The organism is Sinorhizobium medicae, assembly GCF_007827695.1.
In the GTDB taxonomy this organism is placed as follows: domain Bacteria; phylum Pseudomonadota; class Alphaproteobacteria; order Rhizobiales; family Rhizobiaceae; genus Sinorhizobium; species Sinorhizobium medicae.
In genome coordinates, this window is sequence record NZ_VITA01000004.1 from 264,133 (window position 1) to 284,114 (window position 19,982).

A 19,982-nucleotide genomic window follows, 5' to 3' on the forward strand; every position below is an offset into this window, starting at 1 on the left:
GGGTTCGGCTGCATTGACGGGCATTCTGCCCTTCATCGCCCTATTTGCCGCTTGGGCATTACTTCCAGCCCTTGCCGGGATTCCGGAGTTCAAACTGCCGTCGCCCGGCAAAGTCCTGAATACATTTACCAATATGATGGCCGATGGCAGTTTGATGGCCCATGTCTGGGCGTCCTTGCAACGACTGGCGGCCGGTTATCTGCTGGGCAATCTGATCGCCATACCGCTGGGGCTTGCAATTGCCCTGAACCGCGCGGTTTCCGAGACCCTGACGCCGGTGCTCAGCTTTTTCCAGTCCATCGCCGGAATCGCGTGGGTTCCCCTGGCGATCATCTGGTTTGGAGTCGGTAAAGGCTCGGTCCTGTTCGTCATCGCCAACACGATCTTTTTCGCCTCGATCTATTCGACGGTCATCGGCGTGCGCACCATCCCGCGGGTTCTTTTCCGTGCCTCTCTGTCGCATGGTGCAAGCCGATGGGATATTATCAGCAATGTCGTGATCCCGGGCGCCATGGTGCAGATCCTGGTCGGGCTGCGCACATCAATGGCCTATGGCTGGCGGGCATTGGTGGCCGGTGAAATGATCGCCGGGACCGATGGGGTCGGCTACATGACGCTTGAGGCCGTGCAATGGTATCAGGCTGAAATCGTCATTCTGGGCATGATTGTCATCGGTGTGTTGTGGTTGCTGATGGACGCGTTGCTCTTCACGCCCATCGAACGGGTGACGGTGCGCAGGTGGGGCATGGTCAGATGAGGCCACAGCTTCCCGCAATCGGTCTCGGCACGGCCGCGATTGCGCTCGTGCCTGAAATGGACGCACGCGCAACGCTTGACCACGCGCTTGATCGCGGCATCCGATATTTCGATACGGCGCCCTTATACGGTGGTGGTCAGGCCGAGATTCGGTTGGGTCAGATGCTGCGCTCGGCACCGCGGGATGTCGTTGTATCGACCAAATGCGGCTGTAGACGCGAATTCGGGGCCGCGCCCGCGTACAGAACCGGGCAACCGGACAAGTGGGATTTTTCCGAAGCCGCGATCCGCGAATCCGTCGAACGCTCATGCGAGCGTTTGCACCGCGACTGCCTTGATATTGTTTTTCTGCACGATATCCATCAGGCGCAGGATCAGGCTTTAGGCGAGGCGCTGCCGGTTTTGCGCGAGCTTCAGAGCAGGGGCCGGATCGCCATGGTCGGCGTCGGGTGCAACTCCGTGGCCGAGCATCTTGCAGCGGTCAACGCCGATGCCGCCGACGCTTTGCTTGTGGCCGGACGGTGGACGCTGGCAGATCGCACGGCGGGTCATCAGCTCATTTCGCTGGCGGCGGAGAAAGGCTGCAAGCTTATCGTGGGCGGAGTGTTGAACTCGGGTTGCCTCGTCGATCCCCGGGCCGCGCATGCATGTTTCGACTACCGTCCCATCACGGCGGACGAGCGTCAGGTGCTGTGTGAACTTGATGAGATCGCGCAGCGGCACGGCACCACGCTGATCGCGGCGGCCCTGCAATTTCCGGGGCGGGACGCACGGATCAGCACAACGCTTCTGGGCGCCACCAGCCCGGCGCAGCTTGCGGCGAATCTGGACGGGCTTGCAGCCGATATTTCGGATCATTTCTGGCAGGCCGTCCAGTTGAAAGCCCTTTACGCATGATATTTCAAGGCGCCACAGACGCCCATGTTCATCTTTGGGACCCTGCCCGGAATGACGACATTCTGGTCCTGAAACATCAGCCAGAGCTTGTGGAAACCGCCCGGCGCGATCGTCTTGCCGCCCATCTGCGACGAATAGAAGCGAAAGGAGCCATCGTTGTCCAATCCGCTCCGACAAAGGCGCATTCTGACTGGCTGCGATCCGAGGCGGGCAACATCGATGGCGTGATCGGAATCGTCGGTTGGCTGGATATTTTTGCCGCGGATTGTCGCGTAGAGATGGAGGACCTGATTTCCGATCCGCTTGTTTGCGGCATCCGTATCATGCTGAACCGAATGGCAAGCCCCGAGACCTTAATCAATCCGGCAAGTCTGACACGGATTGGAGAACTTGCGGATTCCGGTCTGGCCATCGAATGCCTGACCCCTCCGGAACACCTTGATGTCGTTGCTCGTTTGGCGACCGAAGTGGAGCGTGCCCGGATCGTTGTAGACCATTGTGGATTGCCTCCTGTGTCGAATGGTTTTGCGGAATGGAAGGTGGATATCGCATCGCTTGCCGGATTGCCGAATGTGACGACCAAATTTTCCGGCCTGACCGAACCTTTCGGGCCGGATGTCAGGCTTGCTGATATTGCGGAACGGGCCGATTGGATTCTTGGGCTTTTCGGGCCTGCCCGCCTGATGGCTGCAAGCAATTTCCCCGTTTGCGAACTTGGCGGCGGGGTGGCGAGATGGAGCGAATTACTGGAAGAAATCCTAAGCACTGCCGGGCTTTCGCCGGAGGAGTACCAGGCGATTCGTTGCGGAAGCGCCTCACGTGTCTATACGCGGGGACGATAGTTCACAGAGACTACATTGCGCGCTTGAAGGCATTCGTGCGCGAACTTGCCGACCACCGCCCGACCACGAAGCGAGAATGGGATGAGGCGGTCAGAGACACGCCTGAAGCGCTTGGATTCTATCATTGGTTGTCGTTATCTCCTCCGCCATCATAGCGATCATGTTCAATGAAGGGGAAGCATCTGCCTGCGGCCGCGCCGGACGCTTGGCGAATCGCGCGCGCCCAAGCACAGGAAATCCGCGCCCGGCGCGGGCGTGCCGAAGACGAACGGCGTCGGGCCGAGGAACGCCGAAGGCCGAGGAGGCGGCAAGGGTGCGCCGCGCGCGCTTCGATCAGTTGAAGCAAAAGGGCGAGGAGGTTTGGCGGGAGATCGAAAGCGAGATCGAAAGCCGCAACGCCCAGGGCTACGACAGCGCCGCTGCAATGCTGGCGGACCTCGCGCTGCTTTCCGCCGAGCAGGCACCGCCGCCGTCGCGGGTAAGATTTCCCTCACGCCGCCTTCAGCGGCTTCGCCACCGACATCCCCTTCAGCCATTCGAGGTAATAGGCATAGGCAAAGTGCAGGCCGATGCCGCCGATGACGAAGAGCGTGCCGACAATCCTGTCACGGTCGGTGACGAGAAGCAGTACCTGTCCCGCCATTGCGAGAATCGTTCCGAATATGAAGATCGCGAGCGAATGGCGCCCGATCATCACCAGAGGGTGATTGTTTTCCAGCCTCGTCAGGCGGCTGAAGAACGGAACCGTTGCGAGAATATAGGCGAGCGACAGCACATGCAGGAGCCGCGTCAGTGACAGGAAGGTCTTGTCGAAGCCGGTCAGTACCGCGGGCAGCCCGAAGGAAAGGTCGATACTCCACCAGGAGAACAGCACCCAAAAGGCAGAAATCACCAGATAGGTGGTGGAGAGTCCAGTGAGCCAGGCGCTTCGCGGAAGACTGCCGCCTCGCCGCACATGGCTCATGCACAGAATACCGATGACGAACAGGAACTGCCATGACCAGGGATTGAGGAACCAGTATCCGTCGTCGAGGAAATTATAAGGCACCATCTTGAGGCAGCCGGCGGCGAGCCAGAGAGTGGCCGAAAACGCGAACAGCAATCGCGGGCTGGCGGCATTCAGCCAGAGGAAGCCGGGCAGCAGCAGGAACAGCACCGCATACATCGACAGGATGTTGTTGTAGCCGAGCTGATGGCCGAGCAGCACCATGGCAACGATGCCCTGCTCCGTCTGCTCGACGATCGGGCGGATGTTGATCTCGCCAATCAGCTCCTGACGGCCGAAATAGAGTGCGCCGCCAGCGAAGATCGCAAGCGTCACCACGCTCGTCATGATGTGCGCGACATAGAGCGCGAGAGCACGGCGCCAGATCTTCAGCGTGAGGGCGAGCCGTCCGCCGGCCAGGAACTTGCCCGAATAGGCAACGCCCACCGAAAGGCCGGAAATCAGCACGAAGGCCTCCGCCGAGTCGGAAAAGCCGAAGTTCTTATGCGTCAGGTATTCGAGATATTGACCTGGGACGTGATTGACGAAAATGGTCAGCAGGCAGAGTGCGCGAAACACGTCGAGACGTGTGTCGCGCCCGGTCGGCACCGGATGGGCGACACTTCCGTGATCCTCGCCGCCCGCAAAAGACTTTTCCAGCATGCGTGTTGATATCCGGGATTTGGCGCCCCGCCCCACCCCTGTTGAAACGGGCGCCGCCAATGCCCCCGCCCGGGCCGCGACGACGCCATGGATGAATGACGAGCCTGAGGCGCCAAAGAAAAACCGGCCTTGCCCTAACGGGAACAAAGCCGGTTCAGCGCTTGCTCAGATCCGGCAGTTACAGCAAAACCCCTTCATGCGCGTTTTTTGTGACACTATTATTTACACTTACGACCGGTTCCCCACTTTTGGAGTCGCGGCTGACGGAAATCCGGTGGGTGGTGCCGTTCACACGCACTTCGGCCGAATAGCCCGCCCAATCGGGGGGCAGGACAGGTCGAATCAAAAGCTTGTCGCCTCTCTTGCGGATGCCGAGAATTCCCTCGACGCCGGCGCGGTAGAGCCAGCCGGCCGACCCTGTGTACCAGGTCCAGCCGCCGCGTCCGGCAAGCGCACCTTCCCCATAGATATCTGCGGCGACAACATAGGGCTCGACGCGGTAATGCTCGGCGTCTGCCTGACTTAGAGCATGCGACACGGGGTTGAGCATGCGGAAGGTGCGCCAGGCCTCTTCCGCCCGCCCCTGAGCGGCGAAAGCCAGCACAACCCAGGTGGCGGCATGGGTGTACTGACCGCCATTCTCCCGCACGCCGGGGGGATAGGCCTTGATGTAGCCTGGGTCCTGCTCCGTCGTCTCGAGCGGCGGCGTGAACAGCCGGACGATGCGCTTTTCGGGGTCGACGAGCTCCGCCATCACCGCGTCCATTGCGCGCAGGGAGCGTTCCTGATCGCCCTCCCCCGAGAGCGTGCTCCAGGATTGCGCAATCGAATCGATGCGGCACTCGCCGTTCTCCGACGATCCGAGCGGCGTTCCGTCGTCATAATAGCCACGGCGGTAATAATCGCCGTCCCAGCCAGCCTCTTCGAGCGCATCCTTGAGCGCTTCGAGATGCCGCTCCCAGAGCGCCATACGCGGCTTGTCCTTCCGCGCATGGGCATAGGGCAGGAATGCGCGCAGGGTCCCGGCGAGGAACCAGCCGAGCCAGACGCTCGTGCCCTCCCCGCCTTCGCCGACGCGGTTCATGCCGTCGTTCCAGTCGCCGCCGAGGATCAGCGGAAGGCCGTTGCCGCCGGTCCGTTGGATGGCGAGATCCAGCGCGCGAGCGCAATGCTCGTAGATATCGCCCACCTCGTCGGCCGGCTCCGGCTTGTAGAAGCTGTCGTGCTGACCCTCTTCGAGAGCCGGACCCGTGATGAAGGGAACCTTCTCCTCCAAAATGTCCTCGCCGCCGGTGACGGCGCAATAATGCGCAACCGCGTGAGCCAGCCAGACGACATCGTCCGAGATCATCGTGCGGACGCCTGCATCCGTGCCGGGCAGCCACCAATGCTGCACGTCGCCTTCGACGAACTGCCGCGCCGCTGCGTTGAGTATCTGGGCGCGGGCAAGCTCCGGCCGGTGGATGAGGAAGGCAAGCGTATCCTGCAGCTGATCGCGGAAACCAAAGGCGCCGCTGGCCTGATAGAAAGCCGAGCGCGCCATGATCCGGCAGCCGAGCGACTGATAGGGCAGCCAGTGGTTGATCATGTGGTTGAAGGCGCGGTCGGGCGTCTCCACCTTCACCACGCCGGTGAAATCGCCCCAGAACGCCTTCGCCGCATCGAGCGCGGTGTCGAAACTGCCCGCCCTGAGCTCGGACACTATCGCCTGCACCTGATCGGACCTGTCGGCGTCGCCGAGGAAGAAGGTGACCTGCCGCTCCATGCCCGCCTCGATGTTGAAGTCCGTGGCGAGCGCCGCGCAGACATCTCCGTCCAGTTCCGTCGATCCGCTGAGCGCGGCACCGGCGATCACGGCCTGCGGCGCGAGAATTCCTCCCGCCCGGCCAAGAAATTCCCGCCGGCTCGCCGTATGGCTTCCGACATCGCCGTCGCTGGCAAAGAACGCGCATCGGCCCGGATAGTCGATGCTGTAGGGATTGGTGGCGACGAGCGCCTTCAGCCCCTCGTCCCACTCGCTCGTCACGAAGGGTGCGGTCCGGCTGCGATTGTTGCCGAGCACCCATTCCGCATAGCCGTAGACGCGGAGTTTGCGGGCGGCCGAACTCCGATTGCGGATCGTCAGCCGCACGAGCTTGGCCGGCTGCGTCCTGTGAACCGTATGCGTGGCCTCGATTTCGAGTTCGTCCTGCGTCGTGAGGAAGCGCGAATAGCCCAAGCCGTGACGCGTTTCGAACAGGACGGACTTGCGCCGCGACAGGGCGGCATAAGGTGTGAGAACGGCCCCGCTCGCCATGTCGCGCACGAAGATCGCCTCGCCCGGACGGTTGACGACCGCGTCGTTGGTCCAGGGCGTCAACTGATAGTCGCGCGAATTGCGGCTCCAGCTAAAGGCCGCGCCTTCGGCGGAAACATGGAAGCCGAAACGTTCGTTGGAGATGACGTTGATCCACGGATGCGGCGTCGCTTCGCCTCCGCGCAGCCGGACCGCATATTCACGGCCATCCTCGGCAAAGCCGCCGAAGCCGTTCCAGAAGTCCAGATCGCCGCCTTCGAGTTGAACCGGCACACGCTCGTCGGCCGCCGCAAGCACCGGCAGCAGCAACTCGGCGCCCTCCTCCTTAATTTCGGAAGGCTTGGCATAGAGCGATGCGGCCCGGGCGATCTGATCCGAGATCGTGCCGTTGCGGGCATGGAAGACGGCCCTCGAGGCGGAGATGAGCGTCGACCAGGTCTCAGGCTCCATCAGATCCCGGCGCACTGCAAAAATATGCTGACGCGGGCCATCCGAAAGGCCGCGAAGCCTCAAATTCTCGCACATGGAGTCGAGCGTATGCTGAAGGTCCTGAGCATAGGAAGAGGCGCGCTCGTTGACGACCACGAGATCGGCGGTGATGCCGCGGGATCGGAGATATTCCTGCGCCCGCAAGGCCTCGCGCGCGATGCCGAGATCACCGTCGTCGTTGATCCGGAGGCAGAAGATCGGGAAATCGCCGGAGATTGCCAGCGGCCACAGCGACGATTGCGACGCAAGACCGGTCCTTACGGTCGAAGTGTCGGCGCGAAGATGCATATCCGGATAGACAAGATAGCGGCCGAGCATCTGGAAGCTCGCGGCTTCCTGCGAAGTGATCCCGACATGGCGCATCTGAACCTGGCTTCGGGTCCAGGCATGAATGAGCTCGTGATTGAAGGTTTCCGGGTGCCGGTAGCGGTCGATCGCCCGGTCGATGCCTTCCCTGTCGGGGGCGGCGATCGTCCAGAAAATGACGGACACCTTTTTGCCCGCCGGAACGCGAACGACGCGACGAAGCGACATGATCGGATCGAGGGTGAAGCCGTCCGTGCCGGAAAGCGTGACGCCCGGGTCGAATGCAGCCGCCTCGGCGAGCGTGCGGCCCCGGCCGAGGAAGTTCCGGCGATCGGTTTCCGCCTGCGTGTGTCGCTCGCTGCCGGCATTGTCGGTGACGAGATGAGCGACCTCCATATCCGGATCGCCCGGGCTGCGCTTGTTTCGCGAGATCCTTATGACGTCTCCCAGCCGGCTGATCTCGGTGTGGAGAAACATCTTGGAAAAGGCAGGGTGTGCACTGTCTGCGTCGTCCATTGCCAGCACCGGCTCGGCATAGGACGTCACCTCGATGAACCGGTCCTCCGTACCCGTATTGAGCAGGATCACCCTTCGGCCCTCGGCATCATGCTCGGTGGCGACGATGCATTCCACCTCACTCGTCAGATCGCCGACGGTCTTGACGAATTCGGCCTTGTCGTCGCCGAAACGGGTGACGGACTTCTCGCCCGGCGCACGCCGGGGCTCGGCCGTGGCCGACCACCATTCGCCCGTCACGGTGTCGCGCAGGAAGATGAAGGTCCCGGTCCTGTCCTCCACGGGGTCCGGGCTCCATCTTGTAACCGACTGGCCGTTCCAGCGGGCATAGCCCGCCCCGGTAGCCGTGAGCATGACGGAATAGTGGCCGTTGGAAAGAAGCACCGTCTCTCGATCCTGGTTGATCGGATCCTCTACGACGCGGACTTCCGGACGCAGGAGATCGGCCTGCCCCTTGCCGAGCGCTTCGGGCTCGCGCTTGGTGGACAGGACCGGAATGTCGCGTGGCGCCTTCTCCTGCAGGAGGAGCTCGGCGGCCTCGATAACCGGATCGGCATGGAACCACTCGCGCAGCTGGCCATTGAACACGACGTTGGCGATAGCGGCCACCGACATGCCGTGATGGTGGGCGTAATAGTTGCGCACGACGGCGCATTTCTGGCCTTCCGGCACGCGTGTGGGCGTGAAGTCGACCGCGTCGTGGTAGCCATAGGCACCAAGTGCGCCGACCGCCCGGAGCCGAGCCAGATTGGCGAGCGCCGATTTCGGATCGTACATGCAGGCAAGGATCGACGCGTATGGCGCAATCACGGCATTTTGCCCGAGGCCGCGCTTCAGGCCCAGCGTCGGCACGCCGAAGTTCGTGTACTGGTAGGTCAGCTCGTGGTCGCGTGCATTGAACGCCGCCTCCGAAATGCCCCAGGGCGTGCCGAGCCTTCGGCCGTGATTGATCTGCTCCTGGACCACCAGATTGTTGGTCTGATTGAGGATACCGCCCTGCCGCTCCTGCATGACGAGGGGTGGCATAAGATATTCGAACATCGAGCCCGACCAGGACACCAGCGCCCCACGCGCGCCGATCGGGACGATCGGACGGCCGAGCTTGTACCAGTGCTCGGTCGGCAGGTCCCCCTTGGCGATCGCGAAGAGGCTCGTGAGCCGAGCTTCCGACGCCAGCAGGTCGTAGCAGGCCTCGTCGAGCTCGTTGGCGTTGACGCGGTAGCCGATCGAAAGCAGCCGCCGCTCCGGCCGGAACAGGAAGCTGAAATCCATCGAGAAGGCGATGTCGCGCGCGCGCTCCTTCAGCACCAGCAACCGCTGGCGAAGCGCTTCGATGGCGCCGAGTTCGAAGACGCCGTCGGCGATATGCGCCTCACAGGCGGCCACCAGCGAACCGGCCCATTTTGCGACTTCGCCGCTTTGGACGGTACGCACCTCGTGGTCGAGATTAACCGTCAGCTTGTGCATGTCGCGCGCAAGCACCGCCAGGTTGATCACCCGGATGGAGGCGAATTCACGCTCGCGCTTGACCGCGGCCAGCGCATTCTGGAAGCCGGCGATACGCTCCTCGATCAGGCGCCTGAGCGGCCGCACGGTCTTGCGATCGTCGGGAAGCTCGCCGAGCGTCTCCTTGAGGATCGCCGCGACGTCGCCGATGCCGTCGAGATTGCCCTGAACGTGGGCGGAGGGCGCCTCGGCCCAGTCCCGGCACATGGACGAGACCGCGATCAGGTGTCCCGCGAGATTGCCGCTGTCGACCGAGGAGACGTAGCGCGGTTCCATCGGCTCCAGGCCGCGTGTGCGATACCAATTGAAAAGGTGGCCGCGATATTTCGGCATGCGGTCGATCGTGGCGATGGTCTGCTCCAGGCGGGTGATCGTCTCCTCGAAACCGATCCAGCCGAAAGAGCGCGCCGACATGACGGAAAGGAGGTAGACCCCGATATTCGTCGGCGAGGTGCGTTCCGCGAGCACTGGCTGCGGCGTTTCCTGAAAGTTGTCCGGCGGCAGGAAATTCTGCTCGGCGGTGACGAACGCCTCGAAGTAGCGCCATGTCCGCCGGGCGATTATCCGCATCTCCTCGATCGCCTCCTCGGAAACGACGAGCTGGTCCTCTGTCTCGGCGGACTGGCTGACAAACCAGGCGACCGCTGGCGAAGCCGCCCAGATGAGCGCGAAGGGCAAGCCGATGAAGGGCAGGCCTGTGTCGGAGAGGGCGGCCAGCGCCAGCGACACGAGTGCAAGTGCCGGCGCCGTCCACATCGCACGGAAATAGTCGCCGATCGAACCATGGCCGGCGCTCTGCACCTGGGCGGCCGTGCGCCATTCGAGCATCAGCTTGCGGCTGACGAAGGTGCGATAGAGCGAGCGTACGATCGCATCGGCCATCATCGCGGCATTATGCGCAATGAAGACGATGCGCAGCGCGACTTGCGCGTTTGCGGCACGAATGTCCGACAGCACCGTGTGGAGATGCGCACGCGCGACAATGTCGTTGCGCCGCGGCATGATCCCGTTGATCAGCGACAGCGTCGGTGCGACGAAGAGGCTGAAGATCAGCACGAGCTGCCAGATCAGGGCCGGGGTCGGCTCCATGTAGTACCAGCCCATGACCGAGGCAGCGAGCCAGGCGACGGGGATGAGCGAGCGGCGCAGATTGTCGTACATCTTCCAGCGCCCCAGCATCGACAGACCGCTCTTGGGATTGAAGATGTAGGGAAGGAGTTGCCAATCGCCCCGCGCCCAGCGATGCTGGCGCGACATCTCGACCTCGTATCGGGTCGGGAAATCCTCGACGAGCTCGATATCGGTCACCAGCGCGCAACGCGCATAGGAGCCTTCGAGAAGGTCGTGGCTGAGCACCGCGTTTTCGTCAATCCTGCCCTTGAGAGCCGCTTCGAAGGCATCGACGTGGTAGAGGCCCTTGCCGGTGAAGCTGCCCTCTCCGCCAATATCCTGGTAAACGTCCGAAACGGTAAAGACATACGGGTCGATGCCGCGGTTAATGGTGAAGATGCGCTGGAAGGCCGAGGCCTCGCTGCCGGTGGTGAGCGACGGCGTCACGCGCGGCTGCAGAAGGCTGTAACCGGTCACGACCTCCTGCGTCCTCGGATTGACGACCGGCCGGTTGATCGGGTGATAGAGCTTGCCGACGAGTTTGGTCACCGCATCGCGCATGAGACGCGTGTCGGAGTCGAGCGTCATCACATATTGAACACCCTCCGGCACCGTATTGGCGCCCTGAAGGAAGGAGGTATCGCGGTCGCCGCGCAAGAGCAGGTTCAGTTCGTGGAGCTTGCCTCGTTTGCGCTCCCATCCCATCCACACGCCCTCTGCCTCGTTGAAGAGGCGCCGGCGATGCAGGAGGTAGAAGCGCGTTTTGCCGTCATAGGCATAGCGGGCGGAGAGCGAGGCGATCTCGCGCCTGGCGTATTCGAGCACATCCGTGTCGGTGGGTGCCTCCTCGACCTTGCTGTCGCCCCAGTCGCTCAAGAGAGCGAAATAGATCTCGCCGCGCGGGTTGGCGAGGTAGTGCACTTCGAGATTGCGCACGAGCTCGTCCACATGGTCGCGCTTGGAAATCAGGCAAGGGACCACCACCAGTGTGCGGGCATCGTCGGGTATTCCGTCGATGAACTCGTAGCCGACGAGCCTGGATGGCTTGAGGAACAGCGTCACGAGCGTGTTGAACAGGCCCATAGCTCCTTCGGAGGCAGGCAGTGCGAAGAGCAGGAGCATGATCAGCTTGGCGCCGCTCGGAATGTCCATCGGAGTGATGAAGGCATAGACGGCGATCATCGCCAGGATCGTCAGCAGGATATTCGGCCCGGCAATGGCGAACCAGTCCAGTTTGCGGACGGACCGGATCAGATGCTGGAAGATCGAAGGCGAATAGCCGATCCTCCTCTCCAGCGTCAGGCGCTGCTTGCCGACGAGAAAGGAACCGACATTCGGCTCCTGCAGAGGCGCTTCGGCCGCAGCCGCCGCCTTCGCCTCCTCGACCATCTCGATCGCGATCTGCGTGACCTCGTGCTCGCTATGGCCGGAGCGGCGCGCGAGCTTCTCAATGGTGTCGCGATAGGTGTTGCGCGAGCCGAAATCGAGAGACGCATAGTCGGAGCCTTCGCGCAGCGTTGCGTCGATCTTGCTGACGCTTTCGAACCATACGGCCCAGTCCGTGTCGTCGATCTCGCGCAGGCTGCGAATGATATTGCTCATCGTCGCGTTACCGGACGAAAGCCGGTTCTGCTCTGCAACCAGCGCTTCCTCGACGTCGGTGCCGCGCCTTTCCAGTTGCTCCTCTATCCAGGCGATGACGGCACCCGAAGTCTGAGAACCATCACGCATCCGGTAAAGAAGCTGCGCGATAAAGGTGTTGTCGGCGGCGAGCGCCTCGGATTCGATCAGAAGTGCGCGGCAGCCCTCCGGGTCGTTCACACGGATGAGCTGATCCGCAACTTCGTTGGCCTTGCGCCGCATGCCGCGGGAGCGCTCGACCCGGATGGAGATCCGCCTGAGGTTTTCGATGAGGACAAAGCGCAGGATCGACGGCAGCGCCCATAATTCACCGATCTTGAGCGTCTCGTGTTCCTGAAAGCCTTCCACCATCGCGGTGACGCTTTCCCGCGTGACCGTACTGTGCGTATGGGCGACGTAAAGCCAGGCAAGCGCCATCGACCGCGGGATGACATTTCCGGAGACCGAGAGCGTCGGCAATTGCCGGTAGAACCGGCGGGGAAAATCCCGCCGAACTTCCTGGATCGCCTCTTCGACGACGTGGTGGTTGTCGAGGAGCCATTCGGCTGCGGGCGTTATGGAGGCGCCGGCTTCGACATCGGCCGCGGTTGCGCGGTATACGCGCAGGATCTCCCTTTCGTTCTCGCGGTGGCGCGCGCGGAACTCGAAGGAGAAGAAGCCCGGCAGGGAGGAAGCCCCGTCCTTGGCGAGGCCTGCGCCGCACGCCCGCAGCTCGTCGATCGAAAAATAGGTCGAGCGGATCGAATCATTATAGTCGATCTGCTTCGCTTCCGGTTCGCGCGGTGAATTGGACTGCGTTGTGTGCTGGAGCATGGGTACGGATTCTGGTTCCACCCGGGACGGATCGGCCCGGTTCTCGTTGTTCTGCCGGTGTGGCTGCGACCCTGAGGATGCAGACGGCGCCGGTGCGTTTCTAGACACGGTCATGTGCCCTCCTTCGCCGTTATCGTCCCGGGAAGCAAGCAACGGCGAAAGCGGGTGCTAGCCGGAACTTGAGGCTCAGAGGTCGCAAGGCTGGCGGCGCGCTGGGTCTCAGGGCCGCGTGATGCATGAACATGGCATTTTTTAGCCGGGATGTCAGCAGCTTACAACGAATGCGAGCACCGATTGAGGCCGCGTCCGATGCGCCGGAACAAGAGGAGCCCGGCCAGCCGCCGCGTTTCCTCGGCTCGATGGGTATCACTGTCAAAATCCGCCCCTTCCTGGTGCATGCAGCATCTATCCGAGGGTCGAGATGCGCAATCTCAACCGGACCTACCACTGCTACGGATCAACCGACCTGTTCGGTGATCCACTCCCGGAAAGCGCGACTGATCGGATTCTCGAGCTTGCCTTCCGGAATGGCGAGATAATAGCTGTTCTCCGTCTGCATCGGTCGATCGAGAACGATCCGCAGGGTGCCCGCGGTAAGTTCCTGCTCGATCAGATAGCGAGGCAAAAGGGCGAAACCGAGACCTGCAGTCGCCGCCTCGATCACCATCGAGAATTGATCGAAGCGGTTGCCTCGATAGGCGCCGTCCTGCTCGACGTCGTTTGTCTCGAACCATTGCGCCCAAAGCTTGGGCCGCGTCGCCAGATGCAGCAGCGGACTGCCGCCGATATCCGCAGGCGATGCGACCGGATGCACGGCAAGCAGCGCCGGGCTGGCCGCCGGTACGATGACCTCGCTGCAGAGATAGCTGCAGATGGCGCGCGCCCAGACGGGCTGGCCATAATGGATGGCGAGGTCGAAGTTCTGCTCCTCGAAGTCGAATGGCTCCGAGCGGGAGGCGATGTTGACCACGGTACCGGGGTGCCGCTTCAGGAAGTCGGGCAGGCGCTGTACCAGCCAGCGGCTCCCGAAAGTCGGAAGCGATGCGATGGAAAGGCTCGAATCGGCCCGCGCCGATGCCATGGCGCGTACCATCAGCTCCTCGGTCTGGTTCAGGAGCCGGCGCACCTCGGGCAGGAATTTCTGTCCCGCATCCGATAGAATGACCCGCTGGCGCACCCGCTCGAAGAGCAGCACCCCGAGCTGGCTCTCGAGATCCTTGATCTGCCGGCTGACGGCACTCTGCGTGAGATTGAGCTCGGCGGCGGCCTGGGTGAAGCTGCCATGGCGAGCCGCGCATTCGAAGGCCTGCAGCGTGGTCACGTCGGGAACCAGTCGTCGGCTCAACTTCATTCCAGCCTCGCATCAACATAGTCAGAAGCAGCGCGATCCAAGCCAATACCCTTCCGATATGATCAGAATTAAGAATGACCTTGTCCTTCATCCATAGCGCGAGGCGAGCCCCAGTGAAAGAGAATAGTTTCGTATCCGCCGACGATATCCGCTCGGCCTTTTCGGCTGCGATGTCGCGCATGTATCGCGAGGAAGTGCCGGCTTACGGCACGCTGATGGAGCTCGTCGCGAGGGTCAACGGCGAAACGCTGTCGGCCGACTCCGCATGGAAGGAGCGCCTGGAAGCGACCGATTCGCTCGACCGTATTTCCGAGGAGCGTCACGGCGCGATCCGCCTCGGCACGCCGGCGGAGCTTTCGATGATGCGCCGTGTCTTCGCGGTGATGGGGATGTATCCGGTCGGCTATTACGATCTGTCGACCGCGGGCGTGCCGGTGCATTCCACCGCCTTCCGCCCGGTCGGAGACGCGGCGCTGAAACGCAATCCGTTTCGCGTCTTCACATCTCTTCTGAGGCTCGACCTTATTGCCGACGAAGCCCTGCGCGCCGAGGCCGAAGCAATTCTTAAGGCGCGCCGGATCTTCACTCCGGGCGCAATGGAGCTGACCGGACAGGCCGAGCGCGAGGGTGGCCTCGACAAGGCCGGGGCCGAGCGTTTCGTCGCCGAAGTCATCGAGACATTCCGCTGGCACGACAGGGCCAATGTCAGCGCCGACATGTACCAGCGTCTCCACGATGCGCACCGCCTGATCGCCGACGTGGTCTCCTTCAAGGGTCCGCACATCAACCATTTGACGCCGCGCACGCTCGACATCGATCAGGTCCAGGCGCTGATGCCCGAATACGGCATTGCGCCGAAAGCCGTCGTCGAAGGACCGCCGACGCGTAAATGCCCGATCCTGCTTCGCCAGACCTCCTTCAAGGCGCTCGAAGAGCCGGTTTCTTTCCGCGGCGCCGATGGTGGCTGGAAGGCCGGTTCCCATACCGCGCGCTTCGGCGAAATCGAACAGCGCGGCATCGCATTGACGCCGAAGGGCCGCGGTCTCTACGACCGGCTGCTCGACGAATCGCGCAAGATCGTGCGCCCGGCCGCCGATGGTTCGAACGCCGGAGAATACGGTGCTGCCCTGGCCCAGGTATTCGAAGCCTTTCCGGACCATTGGGCGGAGATCCGTGCTGCCGGCCTCGGCTATTTCAGCTACTCCCTGACGGAAAAGGGCAGGCAGGCGAAGATGTCGGTTTGCCTGGCGGAAAGGGGCCGTCGCGACCTGGACTCGCTGATCGCTGATGGCCTCGTTCAATTCGATCCTATCGTCTATGAGGACTTCCTTCCGGTCAGCGCCGCCGGTATCTTCCAGTCGAATCTCGGCGACGGCGCGCAGCAGGACTTCGTTGCGAGCCCGAACCAGAAGCGCTTCGAGACGGATCTCGGAGTCGCGGTCCTCAACGAATTCGATCACTATGCCGGCATCGAACAGGCATCGATCGAAGACTGCCTCCAGGCGCTCACCGCCGCCGTGGCAGCGGAGTGATACGTCGCCAATGATTGACGAGCACCATATCGACGCACTGGAGAAGCTCCTTGGCGACAAGGGCATCGTCACGGGCCGGGAGGACATGGAAGCTTATGAGACCGGCGCGCGCTATGACCGCGGCCGCGCGGCCGCCGTACTGCGTCCCGCCACCACCGAAGAAGCTTCCGCCGCCGTCGGCTACTGCGTCCGCAACGGCATTGCGCTCGTTCCGCAGGCGGGCAATACCGGCCTCGTATCGGGATCGACGCCGGACGGGTCGGGCGAGGAGGTCGTCCTCAGCCTGGACCGGCTGACCCGCCGGTTCGCGCTCGACCCCGACAATCGCTCGGTACGCGTCGACGCCGGTTTCCGCCTGTCCGAACTCAACCGGCGGCTGGAGGAATATGAGCTGTTCTTCCCGATCGACCTCGGCGCCGACCCGCGGATCGGCGGCATGGTCGCGACCAATACGGGCGGCTCGCGCTTTCTCAAATATGGCGACGTCCGCCGCAATATACTGGGCCTGAAGGTGGTACTCGCCGATGAGGCGGGCACCGTACTGGACCTCCACTCGGACCTGCGCAAGAACAATACCGGGGTCGACTGGAAGCAGATCTTCATCGGCACGTCCGGCGCCTTCGGGATCGTCACCGAATGCGTGCTCAATCTCGAGCGCCTGCCGAAGCAGACGGCGACTGCCTTCCTGGTACCGGCAAGCGGCGCACATGTGCTGCCTCTCCTGAAAGCCATGGAAGAGCGGCTCGGCGCCTATCTCTCGGCCTTCGAGGGCATGTCGAAGAACGCGATCGCCGGGGCTCTCGCCCATGTGCCGTCGCTCAAGAACCCGTTCCCGGGCGGCAACGTCCCCGAATACGTCATCCTCGCGGAAATCTCCCGGAGCTGGGCGCCGCGCGACGGCGAACAGCCACTCGATGCGGTGCTCGAAAGCGTACTTGCAGAGATATGGGAAACGGAGGAAGCGCCGCTCGCAGACGCGCTCGTCGGCCCGCCGCATGAAGTCTGGGCGCTGCGCCACGCCCTTTCGGAAGGCGTGAAGCACCTCGGCAAGCTGATCGCCTTCGACCTCTCCTTCCGCAGGGGTGACATCATGACCTTCTGTGATCATATGAAGGCCGAAATGCCGCAGAAATTTCCTGCTGTCACAATCTGCGACTTCGGCCATATCGGCGACGGCGGTGTCCACTTCAACGTCGTGGTTGCGAAGGACAGTCCGCTTCTGGCCGATGCGGCCTTCGAGCAGCACCTGCGCGAATGGGTCGTCGCGATCGCCGTCGAGCAATATCATGGCAGCTTCAGCGCCGAACATGCGCTCGGCCGCCGCAATCAGGCCTTTTACGATTTCTACACGCCGGAAAAACTGAAGAACATCGCCGCCGGCCTCAAGACGCTCACCTCGCCGGGAAAGCTCGGCAGCGTGCGTTTCGGGTAGGCGGCCGAAAGAAACGGGAGTCAAGTGACATGAACATTGCAGCCAAGAAGGTCGACGTTGCAAAGGAGGCTGCGGCTCTCCTTGAGAAGATGGGCGTCGCCAAAGAACTCTACGCAGGCGGGGACATGCCGTCTTTCAGCCCTGTCACCGGCGAGAAGATCGCCAGCCTCAAGACCGTGACGGCCAGCGAGGCCGCCGGGAAGATCGAGCGGGCCGACGAGGCCTTCCGCTCCTGGAGGCTCGTACCGGCGCCCAAGCGCGGCGAACTCGTCCGCCTGCTTGGCGAGGAGCTGCGCGCCTTCAAGGCAGATCTCGGACGCCTCGTCTCGATCGAAGCCGGAAAGATCCCCTCCGAAGGCCTCGGCGAAGTGCAGGAAATGATCGACATCTGCGATTTCGCCGTCGGCCTTTCCCGTCAGCTCTACGGTCTGACGATCGCGACCGAGCGTCCCGGCCACCGGATGATGGAAACCTGGCATCCGCTCGGCGTCGTCGGCATCATCTCGGCGTTCAACTTTCCCGTCGCGGTATGGTCTTGGAATGCGGCGCTCGCGCTCGTTTGCGGCGATGCCGTCGTCTGGAAGCCGTCGGAAAAGACACCGCTTACCGCGCTTGCATGCCAGGCGATCCTGGAACGCGCCATTGCCCGTTTCGGCGACGCCCCGGAAGGCCTGTCGCAGGTCCTGATCGGTGACCGTGCGATTGGCGAGGTACTCGTCGACCATCCGAAGGTGCCTCTCGTCTCGGCGACCGGCTCGACCCGCATGGGCCGCGAGGTCGGTCCGCGGCTTGCCAAGCGCTTCGCCCGTGCGATCCTGGAACTCGGCGGCAACAATGCGGGCATCGTCTGCCCCTCCGCCGATCTCGACATGGCGCTTCGCGCCATCGCCTTCGGCGCAATGGGCACCGCCGGTCAACGCTGCACGACGCTGCGCCGCCTCTTCGTCCATGAGAGCGTCTATGATCAGCTCGTGCCGCGGCTGAAGAAAGCCTATCAGTCGGTTTCCGTCGGCAATCCGCTGGAACCGGCCGCACTGGTCGGGCCGCTCGTCGACAAGGCAGCCTTTGACGGCATGCAGAAGGCGATCTCGGAGGCGCAGAGCCATGGCGGATCCGTCACCGGCGGCGAACGCGTCGAACTCGGCTACGACAATGGCTTCTACGTCAAGCCCGCTCTGGTCGAAATGCCGCAGCAGGAGGGACCGGTTCTCGAAGAGACCTTCGCGCCGATCCTCTACGTCATGAAGTACAGCGACTTCGACGCGGTGCTCGCCGAACACAATGCAGTTGCCGCCGGACTTTCGTCCTCGATCTTCACCCGGGACATGCAGGAAGCGGAGCGCTTCCTCGCAGCCGATGGCTCCGACTGCGGCATCGCCAACGTCAATATCGGCACCTCCGGGGCCGAGATCGGTGGGGCGTTCGGTGGCGAGAAGGAGACCGGCGGCGGCCGCGAATCCGGTTCGGACGCCTGGAAGGCCTATATGCGACGCGCCACAAATACGGTGAACTATTCCAAGGCTCTGCCGCTGGCGCAGGGCGTCTCTTTCGACATCGAATAATCGAACAGGATCGGCCATGACCATCAATGCAACGGTCAAGGAGGCGGGCTTCCGGCCCGCCTCGCGGATTTCTTCGATCGGCGTTTCGGAAATCCTGAAGATCGGCGCCCGCGCCGCCGCCATGAAGCGCGAAGGCAAGCCGGTGATCATTCTCGGCGCCGGCGAGCCGGATTTCGACACGCCGGACCACGTGAAGCAAGCCGCCTCGGACGCGATCCATCGCGGCGAGACGAAATATACCGCACTCGACGGCACGCCGGAATTGAAGAAGGCGATACGCGAAAAATTCCAGCGTGAGAACGGGCTAGCCTACGAGCTCGACGAAATCACGGTTGCCACCGGCGCCAAACAGATCCTGTTCAATGCCATGATGGCGTCGCTCGATCCCGGCGACGAGGTGGTCATTCCGACGCCCTATTGGACCTCCTATTCGGATATCGTCCAGATCTGCGAGGGCAAGCCGATCCTGATTGCATGCGACGCATCTTCCGGCTTCCGCCTGACGGCGCAAAAGCTGGAAGCGGCGATCACGCCTCGGACGAGGTGGGTGCTCCTGAACTCGCCCTCGAACCCCTCCGGCGCCGCCTACAGCGCGGCCGACTACCGGCCTCTGCTCGACGTGCTGCTCAAGCACCCGCATGTCTGGCTGCTCGTCGATGATATGTACGAGCACATCGTCTATGACGCTTTCCGCTTCGTCACGCCGGCTCGGCTCGAGCCGGGCCTCAAGGATCGGACGCTCACCGTCAACGGCGTCTCGAAGGCCTATGCGATGACGGGCTGGCGGATCGGCTATGCCGGGGGCCCGCGCGCGCTCATCAAGGCGATGGCCGTCGTCCAGAGCCAGGCGACCTCCTGTCCCTCTTCGGTAAGCCAGGCGGCTTCGGTCGCGGCGCTCAACGGACCGCAGGACTTTCTGAAAGAACGGACCGAAAGCTTCCAACGCCGCCGCAATCTCGTGGTCAACGGGCTGAATGCGATCGAAGGGCTCGACTGCCGCGTTCCCGAAGGCGCCTTCTACACCTTCTCCGGCTGTGCCGGCGTGCTCGGCAGGGTGACGCCATCAGGCAAAAGGATCGAGTCGGACACGGACTTCTGCGCCTACCTTCTGGAAGACTCCCACGTCGCCGTCGTCCCGGGCTCGGCCTTCGGCCTCTCCCCTTATTTCCGCATCTCCTATGCGACCTCGGAGGCGGAACTGAAGGAAGCGCTTGAACGCATTTCGGCAGCATGCAAGCGGCTGTCATAAGTCTACACCGCGTTTAAGAGGACTCGGGCGGCGCGG

Annotated in this window: 10 protein-coding genes; 7 read left to right on the top strand and 3 right to left on the bottom strand. The window is 62.9% G+C overall.

Annotation, left to right across the window (positions count from 1 at the left end; genetic code table 11):
• The first annotated feature begins 13 nt into the window (after window positions 1-13).
• From FB009_RS08990 to FB009_RS09000, 3 genes are read left to right on the top strand one after another with little or no spacing between them, the layout of a single operon-like run.
• On the top strand, window positions 14-757 hold the full coding sequence (locus tag FB009_RS08990) for an ABC transporter permease (protein ID WP_234705061.1): 744 nt from the start codon (window positions 14-16) through the stop codon (window positions 755-757).
• Window positions 754-1,653 carry an aldo/keto reductase gene (locus FB009_RS08995; RefSeq protein ID WP_018209231.1) on the top strand — a complete coding sequence of 300 codons (900 nt, stop codon included), beginning with the start codon at window positions 754-756 and terminating at the stop codon, window positions 1,651-1,653. Before FB009_RS08990 ends, FB009_RS08995 begins: the two co-directional genes overlap by 4 nt.
• Entirely contained in the window at window positions 1,650-2,495 is an 846-nt protein-coding gene (locus tag FB009_RS09000) for an amidohydrolase family protein (protein ID WP_012067358.1), read from the top strand. The genes FB009_RS08995 and FB009_RS09000 overlap by 4 nt, the downstream gene beginning before the upstream one ends.
• A gap of 490 nt (window positions 2,496-2,985) precedes the next feature.
• On the opposite strand, the gene FB009_RS09010 is transcribed toward FB009_RS09000, so the two are convergent.
• From FB009_RS09010 to FB009_RS09025, 3 genes are all read right to left on the bottom strand, one after another.
• Complete coding sequence (locus FB009_RS09010) at window positions 2,986-4,143, bottom strand: OpgC family protein (protein ID WP_012067359.1); 1,158 nt, start codon at window positions 4,141-4,143, stop codon at window positions 2,986-2,988.
• A 178-nt stretch (window positions 4,144-4,321) separates the two neighbouring features.
• Window positions 4,322-12,820: a cyclic beta-(1,2)-glucan synthase gene (gene ndvB / locus FB009_RS09015; protein ID WP_375714197.1), complete on the bottom strand. Its 8,499-nt coding sequence runs from the start codon at window positions 12,818-12,820 to the stop codon at window positions 4,322-4,324.
• A gap of 457 nt (window positions 12,821-13,277) precedes the next feature.
• A complete protein-coding gene (locus FB009_RS09025; RefSeq protein WP_012067361.1) occupies window positions 13,278-14,171 on the bottom strand; it encodes a LysR family transcriptional regulator in 894 nt (297 codons plus the stop codon).
• 113 nt (window positions 14,172-14,284) lie between these two features.
• On the opposite strand from FB009_RS09025, the gene hglS reads away from it, so the two are divergent.
• The 4 genes from hglS to FB009_RS09045 are packed head-to-tail and all read left to right on the top strand — an operon-like array spanning window position 14,285 to window position 19,946.
• Entirely contained in the window at window positions 14,285-15,703 is a 1,419-nt protein-coding gene (hglS, locus tag FB009_RS09030) for a 2-oxoadipate dioxygenase/decarboxylase HglS (RefSeq protein ID WP_012067362.1), read from the top strand.
• 10 nt (window positions 15,704-15,713) lie between these two features.
• The gene (locus tag FB009_RS09035; protein ID WP_012067363.1) at window positions 15,714-17,135 is read left to right on the top strand and encodes an FAD-binding oxidoreductase; all 1,422 of its coding nucleotides are present in this window, start codon (window positions 15,714-15,716) and stop codon (window positions 17,133-17,135) included.
• Window positions 17,136-17,164: 29 nt separating this feature from the next.
• On the top strand, window positions 17,165-18,697 hold the full coding sequence (amaB, locus tag FB009_RS09040; protein ID WP_012067364.1) for an L-piperidine-6-carboxylate dehydrogenase: 1,533 nt from the start codon (window positions 17,165-17,167) through the stop codon (window positions 18,695-18,697).
• A 16-nt stretch (window positions 18,698-18,713) separates the two neighbouring features.
• Window positions 18,714-19,946, top strand: coding sequence for a pyridoxal phosphate-dependent aminotransferase (locus FB009_RS09045; RefSeq protein WP_012067365.1), 1,233 nt, complete (start codon window positions 18,714-18,716; stop codon window positions 19,944-19,946).
• Window positions 19,947-19,982: the final 36 nt, after the last annotated feature.

Excerpts from the sequence above, each read along its gene's own strand:
- FB009_RS09035 (WP_012067363.1), top strand. The coding sequence starts at position 15,714 with ATGATTGACGAGCACCATATCGACGCACTGGAGAAGCTCCTTGGCGAC.
- FB009_RS08995 (WP_018209231.1), top strand. The coding sequence starts at position 754 with ATGAGGCCACAGCTTCCCGCAATCGGTCTCGGCACGGCCGCGATTGCG.
- FB009_RS09045 (WP_012067365.1), top strand. The coding sequence starts at position 18,714 with ATGACCATCAATGCAACGGTCAAGGAGGCGGGCTTCCGGCCCGCCTCG.
- FB009_RS09010 (WP_012067359.1), bottom strand. The coding sequence starts at position 4,143 with ATGCTGGAAAAGTCTTTTGCGGGCGGCGAGGATCACGGAAGTGTCGCC.
- ndvB (WP_375714197.1), bottom strand. The coding sequence starts at position 12,820 with ATGCTCCAGCACACAACGCAGTCCAATTCACCGCGCGAACCGGAAGCG.
- amaB (WP_012067364.1), top strand. The coding sequence starts at position 17,165 with ATGAACATTGCAGCCAAGAAGGTCGACGTTGCAAAGGAGGCTGCGGCT.
- FB009_RS09025 (WP_012067361.1), bottom strand. The coding sequence starts at position 14,171 with ATGAAGTTGAGCCGACGACTGGTTCCCGACGTGACCACGCTGCAGGCC.
- FB009_RS09000 (WP_012067358.1), top strand. The coding sequence starts at position 1,650 with ATGATATTTCAAGGCGCCACAGACGCCCATGTTCATCTTTGGGACCCT.